Origin of the sequence: Psychromarinibacter sediminicola (assembly GCF_029168335.1) — a bacterium.
Lineage (GTDB): Bacteria > Pseudomonadota > Alphaproteobacteria > Rhodobacterales > Rhodobacteraceae > Psychromarinibacter > Psychromarinibacter sediminicola.
The window spans coordinates 1-8648 of the sequence record NZ_JARGYC010000115.1 but is presented as its reverse complement, the minus strand read 5'-3'; the positions used below and the strand labels follow the sequence as shown (position 1 = coordinate 8648).

The 8648-nt window shown below is 67.6% G+C and carries 10 protein-coding genes; 4 read left to right on the top strand and 6 right to left on the bottom strand.

Annotated elements, in window-relative coordinates:
- Positions 1-8 precede the first annotated feature (8 nt).
- The 6 genes from pncB to pncA form a co-directional block, all read right to left on the bottom strand.
- A complete protein-coding gene (gene pncB, locus P1J78_RS23315) occupies positions 9-1301 on the bottom strand; it encodes a nicotinate phosphoribosyltransferase (RefSeq protein ID WP_275569783.1) in 1293 nt (430 codons plus the stop codon).
- A 264-nt stretch (positions 1302-1565) separates the two neighbouring features.
- A complete protein-coding gene (locus tag P1J78_RS23310) occupies positions 1566-2795 on the bottom strand; it encodes a S8 family serine peptidase (protein WP_275569782.1) in 1230 nt (409 codons plus the stop codon).
- 10 nt (positions 2796-2805) lie between these two features.
- The gene (locus P1J78_RS23305) at positions 2806-3405 is read right to left on the bottom strand and encodes a hypothetical protein (RefSeq protein ID WP_275569781.1); all 600 of its coding nucleotides are present in this window, start codon (positions 3403-3405) and stop codon (positions 2806-2808) included.
- Positions 3402-3953, bottom strand: a complete 552-nt coding sequence (locus P1J78_RS23300) for an RNA polymerase sigma factor (protein WP_275569780.1) — start codon at positions 3951-3953, stop codon at positions 3402-3404. The genes P1J78_RS23305 and P1J78_RS23300 overlap by 4 nt, the downstream gene beginning before the upstream one ends.
- A gap of 6 nt (positions 3954-3959) precedes the next feature.
- Positions 3960-4748 (bottom strand): NYN domain-containing protein, encoded by a 789-nt coding sequence (locus P1J78_RS23295; protein WP_275569779.1) that lies wholly within the window; start codon positions 4746-4748, stop codon positions 3960-3962.
- 150 nt (positions 4749-4898) lie between these two features.
- The gene (gene pncA / locus P1J78_RS23290) at positions 4899-5495 is read right to left on the bottom strand and encodes a bifunctional nicotinamidase/pyrazinamidase (protein ID WP_275569778.1); all 597 of its coding nucleotides are present in this window, start codon (positions 5493-5495) and stop codon (positions 4899-4901) included.
- Between the two features lie 154 nt (positions 5496-5649).
- On the opposite strand from pncA, the gene trhO reads away from it, so the two are divergent.
- The 4 genes from trhO (at position 5650) to P1J78_RS23270 (ending at position 8305) form a co-directional block, all read left to right on the top strand.
- A complete protein-coding gene (gene trhO / locus P1J78_RS23285) occupies positions 5650-6573 on the top strand; it encodes an oxygen-dependent tRNA uridine(34) hydroxylase TrhO (protein WP_275569784.1) in 924 nt (307 codons plus the stop codon).
- Between the two features lie 332 nt (positions 6574-6905).
- A complete protein-coding gene (locus P1J78_RS23280) occupies positions 6906-7358 on the top strand; it encodes a hypothetical protein (protein ID WP_275569777.1) in 453 nt (150 codons plus the stop codon).
- A 92-nt stretch (positions 7359-7450) separates the two neighbouring features.
- Positions 7451-7861, top strand: coding sequence for a curli-like amyloid fiber formation chaperone CsgH (csgH, locus tag P1J78_RS23275; protein WP_275569776.1), 411 nt, complete (start codon positions 7451-7453; stop codon positions 7859-7861).
- Positions 7862-7918: 57 nt separating this feature from the next.
- Positions 7919-8305 (top strand): hypothetical protein, encoded by a 387-nt coding sequence (locus P1J78_RS23270; protein ID WP_275569775.1) that lies wholly within the window; start codon positions 7919-7921, stop codon positions 8303-8305.
- Positions 8306-8648 lie beyond the last annotated feature (343 nt).

Genomic DNA, 8648 nt, shown 5'->3' with positions numbered 1-8648 from the left:
CCGACGCCTCACACCACCACGTCCAGCGCCTCCTGCTGCCCGACGCCGAACACCCGCTTGTAGCGCTCGATCTCGGCCGCCGGCCCCATCGCCTTGCGCGGATTGTCCGACAGCTTCACCGTCGGCCGCCCCTCCGCCTCGGTCGCCTTGCAGACCAGCGAGAACGGCGCCAGCGCGTCGCCCGGCACCAGCCCCCGGAAATCGTTGGTCAGAAGCGTGCCCCAGCCGAAGGACACGCGCACCCGTCCCGAGAACCGCGCATGCAGCTCCTCGATCTTCTCCACGTCCAGCCCGTCGGAAAAGATCACCAGCTTCTTCTTCGGATCCTCGCCGCGCGACTTCCACCAGGCGATGGCGGTCTCCGCCCCCTCGGCCGGATCGCCGGAATCGATCCGCACGCCGGTCCATTTGGTCAGCCAGTCCGGCGCGTTCTCCAGGAACTGCTTCGAGCCGTAGGTATCCGGCAGGATGATCAGCAGGTTGCCGTCGTGCTCCTCCTGCCAGTCCTCCAGCACCCGGTAGGGCGCCGCGCGCAGCTCCGCCTCGGTGTCGGCCAGCGCGGAATAGATCATCGGCAGCTCGTGGGCGTTGGTCCCCACCGCCTCCAGATCCCGCTTCATCGCGATCAGGCAGTTCGACGTTCCGGCAAAGCCCTCGCCCAGCCCCTCGGTCATCGCCTGCACGCACCAGTCCTGCCACAGGAAGGAATGCCGCCGCCGCGTCCCAAAATCGGCGATCCGCAGCCCGTCCAGCTCGCGCAGCCGCTCGATCTTTTCCCACAGCTTGGTCATCGCCCGCGCGTAGAGCACCTCCAGCTCGAACCGCTTCATCCGCTCCAGCACCGCGCGCCCGCGCAGCTCCATCAGCACGGCCAGCGCCGGGATCTCCCACAGCATCACCTCGGGCCACTTGCCCTCGAAGGTCAGCTCGTACTGTCCGTCCTTCACTTCCAGCTGGTAGGGCGGCAATGCGAGGTTCTCGAACCACTCCATGAAGTCGGGGCGGAACATCTGCCGCTTGCCGTAGAAGGTGTTGCCCCGCATCCAGGTCGACTCGCCCCGCGTCAGCGACAGCGACCGGATATGATCCAGCTGCAGCCGCAGCTCGCCCTCGTCGATCAGCTCGGCCAGCTTGACCTCCTTGGTCCGGTTGATCAGCGAGAACTTCACATGGGTGTCGCGGTTGTTGCGGAACACCGACTGGCACATCAGGAGCTTGTAGAAGTCGGTGTCGATCAGCGACCGCACGATCGGGTCGATCTTCCACTTGTGATTGTAGACGCGGGTGGCGATGTCGACCATGGTGCTTCCTTCCTCCGGCAGCCCGTTACACCAAGCGGGCCGCGGCTTGTCAAAACGGAAAGGCCCCGCGCCCGCGCGTCGGCAGGGATCGGCGCCGACGAAAAAGACCCCCGCCCGAAGGCAGGGGTCAGGTCATGCGGGGCCTGAAGGGGAGTTGACCCCGCAAGGACAGCAGAAACGGGACAGGGACGCGCCCGTTGCACCCGTGTGTCGGGCGGCCGTCTCTCGCGGTTCAAAGAAAATCCGGGCCTGCGCCGTCCGGGCTCAGCAGCCCCCGGCGCGCGGCAGCCCCCAGCCGTAATGCGTGTCGCGCCCCGGCGCGCCCAGATCCTCGCTCTGGCTGCGCAGCCGCGCGCGGATCGCATCGGTCGACCCGGCCCCGCGCCGCATCAGCCTTGCCGCCAGCGCGGTGACGATCGGCGCGGCATAGGAGGTGCCCGAGGCATAGCTGCCGCCGTTGCGCTTCGCCACGTACAGGTCGACCCCCGGCGCCGCGAACTCGATATGCGGGCCGGTATTGGCGGCGGTATAGCGGCGCCCGGCGGCATCCACCGCCGTCACCGCGATCACCCCCGGCGCCCCGGCGGGATAGGCGGCATAGTCCTGCCCGTCATTGCCGGCGGCGGCCACCATGATCACGCCGCGCCCGGCCACCAGGCGCAGGATATCGTCGAGCGCCGCGTTCTGCGGCCCCGCGAAGGACATGTTCACCAGCCGCACGCCCTGGCCCATCAGCCAGTCGAGCGCCGCCGAGATCCCCTCGACGTCCGAGGCCGGCCCGCGCCGTTCGCGCCCGAAGGCGGTGACGGCATAGAGGTCGGCCCCCGCGGCAAAGCCGGTCAGCACGCCGTCGGGATCGGTCCCGGCGATCAGCGCGGCGACGGCGGTGCCGTGGTTCGGGTTGGTCCCGCCGCGCCGGTCCAGCACCGAATGCGTCACCAGCCGCACGCCGGCCAGTGCCGGATGCGACGGGTCCAGCGCGCCGTCGATCACGCCGATCCGCAGCCCGGTCAGCCGGCAGGTCTCGACCGGCGCGTCGATCATGCTGGCGGCATAGAGCCGCGGCTTGCCCTGTGTCAGGCGGTACATGCTGTGCCGGTCGATCCGGGTCTCCGGCGCCACCTGGTCCAGGATCGCGCGCGCCCGGGCAAGCGACAGGCCGTCGAGATCGAGAAACAGCGAATAGCGCCCGAGGTTCGGATAGGGCCGCACCCGCACCACCCGCGCGCCCTGCGCGCGGAGCGCCTCTGCCGCGGCGGCGGCCTGGTCCGCCGGCCCGACCGTCACGAACTCCGCGCGTCCGCCGCGCAGCCGCACGACCTCGTCCGGGATCAGCTCCGAGTCGTTCGACTGGCTGTCCTCGTCGTTGTCGTGACCGTACGCGCCATCGTAGCCGCCGTCACCATCGCCGGTCTGCGCGACCGCGGGTCCGGCGAGCAGGAGGGCCAATAACAGGGCGATGGCGTGCCGCATCTCTCGGTATCTTTTCTGCATGTCTCTCAAATCACTGGTTGAGGGTCAGATCCTCGACAATATCGGAGGCCTCAAGGATGCCACGCGCCTCGTCCGGAGTCACGCCTTCGACCGGCGCCAGTTGGTAAAGCCCGAGCGCCGACGGCCCGCCCGTGACCTCGACGCCCGCCTCCAGGAGCAGCGCGCGCAGCGCCCGCTCCGGCGTGTCGGGGGCGATGGCCACGGTGAACGGCGCCTCGGCGCCCGCCCCGGCCAGCGAATAGCCCTCGGGCTGCGGCGCCTCGGCCATGTCGCCGCCACCGCGCATCAGGAACGCGCCCTGCCCGATCACCGCCACCAGCAGCACGGCGGCCGCGGCCTGCCAGGCCAGCACCCGGCCGGACCGCGGCGGCGCGGCGGCCTGCGGCGCCTCCGCCTCGACATCGCGCATCAGCCGCGCCAGCCCCATCTCGCCGGGGCTGTAGGCGTCCTCGGCCCGCATCGTCTCGCGCACGGCGCGCAGCGCCGCCAACTCGGTCTGCAGCTCCGGATCCTCGGCCACCGCGGCCTCGGCGGCGCGCCGCTCCTCGCCCTCCAGGGTGTCGTTCGCCAGGAAAGGCAGCAGTTCGTGGATGTCGTCGCGCGTCGTCATGCCGGCACCCTCCGCTCGATCCGGCCCGACAGGCAGCGCATCAGAAGCTTCTTGGCATGGAACACGCGGGTCTTGACGGTGCCCTCGGGCACGCCCGCGACCTCGGCGATCTCGGCATAGGTCATGTCCTCGTAGAACGCCAGGCTGATCGCCGTGCGGTGATCGTCCTTCAGCGTCTCCAGGCAATGCCGCACATGCTCGGCCTCCTGGCCGGCGGCCACGCAGGTCTCGGCGTCGGGGCTGTCATCCACCTGCTCGGGGATGTCGTCGGTCACGTCCTGCCGTCCGCGCTTGCGGTGCAGGTCGATGACCTTGCGGTAGGCGATACCGAATATCCAGGTCTGCACTTTCGATCTCCCTTCGAACCTGGCGGCGGACCGCCAGACCTCCATGAACACGTCATGCAGTACGTCGGAGGACTCGAAGGGATCGTTCAATCTGGAGTGGATGAAGCGGTAGACGGGTTTCTCCAGCGCCCGATACAGCGCCGCCAGCGCCTTCTTGTCGCCATGCGCGACCTGGGACAGGGTTTGCGCGTGCGGGTCCATGTCAGCTCATCGTCTTCCGGCCGGACGCGGGAACCCCGCGACCAACCCGTCAATATGTTCCATCAGCTGGCCGTCGACCGTCCGCCACATCGGATCGAGAAGGAACTCGACCCCTTCGCGCCGCGCGACCTTTGCGGCGGGAATGAAGTCACTGTCTCCCGTCACCAGAATGATGGTATCCACCTGCCGCTTCAGGGTCATGGAGGCAATATCCAGCCCGATCTTCATGTCTACGCCCTTCTGACGCAGCGGAAGATAGATGTCATCCGGTTTCAGGGCCAGCCAATACTCGATCACCTGCCGTGCCGCCTCCGCCTCGTCGGCGGATAAGGCACGCGCGCCGGTCAGAGCATCGCGAATATCGTCGGCGCGGTGCCAGATCTTCAGAAGCTGTTTGAGATGCCGGTCATGCGGCGTCCAGGGCCTGTCGTTGCTGAGGTGCCCGAGCCGCAGCGCGAATTTCCGCTCCCGCCGGATGAGATCGAACAGCGCGCGGCGGAAGGCGGCCTCGGGGGTCCGCGCAAAGTCCTCCTGCCGGTTCTTCAGCGGGTGATGCGGTGCGCCGGAAAACGGTTCCGCGTCATAGAAGAACAGCCGGTAGACATGGTACAGCCACCGGCTCTCCTCCATGCGGCAGGTCTCGCCGGTCAGGCCGCGTACGTGATTACGGCAGATCAGCCGAATGTCCCCCATCACGGAGGACGGGGAGTCGCGGTCGTGCCCGGGCCAGTCGCGAAGCCGTTTCAGGAAGAATCCGCCGTCGATCAGGATGGCTATGCGTCTGATCCGGGTCATGCGCGCTCGAAACGCAAAGCCCCACCTTCTGGCGCATCTCCTGGATCGGCGGAGAGGCCTGCTTCGGTGGGGCGGATGCCATCTAGATGAGTCAGCAGGAACCGAAAAGCAAGAGTCTTGTTTGTCACAGGCGAGTCCAGACGGCCACGGTCATGCCAGCACCACCCCCGCCCCGCGCATCCCGTCGCGCGCGGCGGCGAGCGAGCCGTCGAGGTCGATGCCGCGGCACAGCTCTTCGCGCACTGTCACGTCGAAGCCCAGCTTCGCCGCGTCCACCGCCGAGAAGTTCACGCAGAAATCCGTCGCCAGCCCCACCATGACAAGCCGGTCGATCCCCCGGGTCCGCAGGTAGCCCTCCAGCCCGGTGGGCGTGACATGGTCGTTCTCGAAGAAGGCGGAATAGCTGTCGATGTCCCGGTTGAACCCCTTGCGGAGGATCAGCTCGGCGCGGTCCACCTCCAGGTCGGGATGAAACTGCGCGCCGGGGCTGCCCTGCACGCAATGGTCGGGCCACAGCACCTGCGGGCCATAGGGCATCTCGGTCATCTCCATCGGCGCCTTGCCCTCGTGCATCGAGGCAAAGGACGAATGCCCCGCCGGGTGCCAGTCCTGCGTCAGGATCACCGCGCCGAACTCGGCCATCAGCGCGTTGATGCCGCCGACGATCGTATCGCCCTCCGGCACGGCCAGCGCGCCGCCGGGGCAGAAATCGTTCTGGACGTCGATGACGATCAGCGCGTCGCTCATGTGGGTCTCCCTTCCGGAACGGACGCACCCTAGCAGCCGGGCGGCGGGAATCAATCGAAGGCCGGACCGGGGCCCGCGCATTGACGCAGGATTGACGAGACCGCCCGCGCGCCAGGCTTGCGGCGGGGCCGGCCGCCGGCTATCCCGCCACGCCATGGTCATCGTCGCCGCCCTCTACCGCTTCGCGCCCGTCGCGGACCCCGCCGCGCTGCGCCCCGTGCTGCGGGAGCTGTGCGAAGGGCACGGCGTCAAGGGCACGCTCCTTCTCGCGACCGAAGGCATCAACGGCACCATCGCCGGCCCCCGCGCCGGCCTCGACGCGGTGCTCGCCCGTATCCGCGCGCTCCCCGGCTTCGCCGAGCTCGACTGGAAGGAAAGCGCGGCCGAGACCATGCCCTTCGCCAGGCTCAAGGTCCGGCTGAAGCGCGAGATCGTCACAATGGGCCAGCCCGGCGTCGACCCCACCGCCGCCGTCGGCCGCTATGTCGACCCCGCCGACTGGAACGCGCTGATCTCGGCGCCGGATGTCGCCGTGATCGACACCCGCAACGACTACGAGGTGGAAATCGGCAGCTTCGACGGCGCCGTCGATCCGAAGACGAAAAGCTTCGGCGAGTTCCCCGCCTGGTGGGAGGCGAACAAACACCGGTTCCACAATAAGCGGCTGGCGATGTTCTGCACCGGCGGCATCCGCTGCGAGAAGGCCACGAGCTGGCTGATCGGCCAGGGCGTCGAGGAGGTCTATCACCTCAAGGGCGGCATCCTGAAATATCTCGAAGAGGTGCCGGAAGAGGAAAGCCTCTGGCACGGCGCCTGCTTCGTCTTCGACCGCCGCGTCAGCCTGGAGCACGGGTTGCGCGCGGGCGAGCACGTCCTTTGCCACGCCTGCCGCCGCCCGCTGTCCGAGGCGGACCGGACCCGGCCCGAATACGAATCGGGCGTCTCCTGCCACCGCTGCCTGTCGGAATATTCCGAGTCGGACCGCGCCCGATTCCGGGAGCGCGACCGCCAGATCCGACTCGAAACGGCGCGCCGGACGGCCCGAGACCCCCTGTTATCGGATGACGAACGGGGGTGATTTGGCCCCGCGCCAGACCCCGCCAAAACTTTTCTTCCCAAAGACGCGACGTGACTCGACGCATTGTTGCGCGACCGGCGGGCCGGCTGCACATGCGCCGCAACCCATTGCCCTGAAACGATTCTCCCGCCGTGACGCAGCGGCATTTCCGGCCGTGTCATCGGATAACAGCGCGGGGGATAGGGCATAACCCCGGCGTGAAATTGCCTGACGTCTCCGACCCGGCCCAGGTTGAGGTCATCGGCACAGCGCAGCACGACGCAACGCCACGCCGACCACACACAACACGAACCTGAAACCTGAACACACGAGCCCAACTGGAGACCAACTCAATGACCTTCGCGATTTTCAAGAAAGCTTCCTTCGCCGCCATCACCGCCACCGCCGTTCTGGCCGCGGCGCCCTCCTTCGCCTGGTGCCCGGGCAACTACGCCGGCGCCAATGTCAACGGCTACGGCAACGAGGTCGGCGTGGGCAATGCCGGTTGCGGCAACCACACCCAGGTGGACGTCTACGGCAACGGCAACAGCACCATCGCTGTGACCGACGGCCACGGCAACTACACCGCGGTCGGCACCGCCGGCTACGGCAACGGCACCTACACCTCGACCAACGGGTCGGGCAACACGGTCGGGGCCGCCACGATCGGCGTCGGCAACACGACCAACATCAACACCAACGGCAACGGCAACTTCGTCGCCGCCGTGACGACCGGCACCGGCAACTACACGTCCTCGAACGTGAACGGTTCGGGCAACGTGGTCGCCATCGTGAACGGCAACTAAGACCCGTCACGTACCGGGCGGAGCCTCCCCCGCCCGGTACGCAACCCCCGCAATCCACCGCCCCGACGGCGGCACATCCAGGAGACAAACCCATGACCTTCCTGCGCACCAAAGCCGGCGCATTCGCCCTCCCCGCAGCGGCCCTGTCGCTTTCCGTCTTCGGGCTGGCCGCCGCGACCAGCGCGGAAAGCTCCGACGACGACAGCGCGCTGCCCCCCGTGCAGTGCGAGATCCAGGTCGAGAAGTCCGGCCGCGGCTATACCTGGACCGGCGTCCTGCACGCCGACGCCACGGTCGAGGGCGCCTACGAGCTGAACATCTCCTCGCGCTCCGGCGGCCGCACAACGATCAGCCAGGGCGGCAGCTTCATGGTCAAGGCCGGCAAGACCGAAACCCTTGGCCAGGCGTCGCTCGGCGGCATGGACCCCGACAGCGTCGAGGCCGAACTGATCCTGCACATGGACGGCAAGTCCTATGTCTGCGGCCAGAAGGCCGATCTCTGAACCCGACCCAACCTCCAACCGACCCATATTCGCCTAACCCAGAAAAGGAATTCCGACATGAAACTCGCTGCCATCACCCTCGCCATTTCCACCGCCCTCGCCGCTCCCGCCCTGGCCGGTGGCACCATCACCTTCGGCTATTCGGCGAAGAACCAGGACGAAGCCAACCTGATGAAGCTGGGCATGATCGGCTACGAGCTGGCCAAGGATCATCACAAGAACGGCCGGATCACCTCGAACGGCGCCAACGCCGCGGCCGCGATCCTGAACCCCAACGGCAATGCCGGCATCGTCGACCAGTACGGCAACGGCCATAACGGCTCGATGGTCCTGAACGGCAACGGCACCAAGTGCATGCTGGTCCAGGGCGGCAACGGCGCCAACAACCACGTCAATGCCGGCCCGGGCGAGACCTGCGTCGTCGTCGGCATCGGCCTCGACTGATCCCTCCCCGACCGATCCCCTCGGGCTTCGAACCTCTCGTCCCTCGCTCCCTCTGTCCCCGTTCGAAGTCCTACTCTCCCGCCGGATGGCTCTGCCTCCGGCGGGTTTTTTCGCGGGCCGGTCCCGCATCGGGGCCGAACCGCGCACCAGCGTCGACGCGACACGATCTTCCAGAAGATCGTGCGCCCCAGGATTTTCTGGAAAATCCTGCAACATCAAAATCTTCTAGAAGATTTTGCCGCGGCGTCCCTAGAGCGTTTTCCGATCAATCTGCATCGTATCCGCAGGCGGCGAAGTAGTTTTCGCATTCCTGGTGCGTGAAGCAGTCGATGAGTTCGCCGAT